This window comes from Amycolatopsis sp. GM8, assembly GCF_021653975.1.
In the GTDB taxonomy this organism is placed as follows: Bacteria; Actinomycetota; Actinomycetes; order Mycobacteriales; family Pseudonocardiaceae; genus Amycolatopsis_E.
In genome coordinates this window covers 1-1,181 of sequence record NZ_JAJKFK010000020.1, presented here as the reverse complement: position 1 = coordinate 1,181, position 1,181 = coordinate 1, and the positions used below count along the sequence as shown (strand labels likewise).

General features: G+C 64.7%; 1 protein-coding gene. It reads right to left on the bottom strand.

Annotation, left to right across the window (positions count from 1 at the left end; translation table 11 throughout):
- The coding region (locus LOZ83_RS39640) for an acetate--CoA ligase (RefSeq protein WP_236797090.1) at positions 1-1,181 on the bottom strand (1,181 nt) is incomplete at both ends.

Sequence of the window (1,181 nt, the reverse complement as noted above, 5' to 3'; positions counted from 1 at the left end):
ATGAGGTCCATGACGGTGGAGTCGGCGAGGGTGGTGACGTCGCCGATTTGGCGGTTTTCGGCGACGTCGCGCAGGAGGCGGCGCATGATTTTGCCGGAGCGGGTTTTGGGGAGTTCGGCGACCATCATGATTTGGCGGGGTTTGGCGATGGGGCCGATTTCTTTGGCGACGTGGTTGCGGAGGTCTTGGACGGCTTGTTCACCACCATCGGCGGCGTTGCCGCGCAGGATGACGAACGCGACGATGCCCTGCCCGGTGGTCGGGTCGGTGGCGCCGACCACGGCGGCCTCGGCGACGGTGGGGTGGGAGACGAGGGCGGATTCGACCTCGGTGGTGGAGATGCGGTGCCCGGACACGTTCATCACGTCATCCACCCGCCCCAACAACCAAATATCCCCATCGCCGTCGTATTTGGCGCCGTCACCGGCGAAGTAATAGCCCTGCTCGGCGAACCGCGACCAGTAGGTGTCGCGGTAGCGCTCCTCATCACCCCAGATCCCGCGCAGCATCGCCGGCCACGGCTTGTCCAACACCAGATAGCCGCCACCCCCGGCCGGCACCTCCTTCCCGGTGTCATCAACCACAATCCCCGAGATCCCGGGCAGCGGGGCTTGGGCGGAGCCGGGTTTGGTCGACGTGACCCCCGGCAGCGGGGAGATCATGATCGCGCCGGTCTCGGTCTGCCACCACGTATCCACAATCGGGGCGCTGTTCGCACCGATGTGCTCCCGGTACCAGATCCAGGCTTCGGGGTTGATCGGCTCCCCCACACTGCCCAGGACGCGCAGGGAGGACAGGTCGTAGCGGGCGGGAATGTCATCGCCCCACTTCATGAACGTCCGGATCAACGTCGGCGCCGTATAGTAGATCGACACCTTGTAGTTCTGGATGATCTCCCAATGCCGCCCCTCATGCGGGGTGTTCGGCGTCCCCTCGTAGACGACCTGGGTGACGCGGTTGGCGAGGGGCCCGTAGACGATGTAGGAGTGCCCGGTCACCCACCCGATATCCGCGGTGCACCAATACACATCCTCGCCCGGTTTGTGGTCGAACACCACATGATGGGTATACGCCGCCTGGGTCAAATAGCCGCCGGAGGTGTGCAGAATCCCCTTCGGCTTCCCCGTCGTACCGGAGGTGTAGAGGATGAACAACGGATGCTCCGCATCAAACGCCTCCGG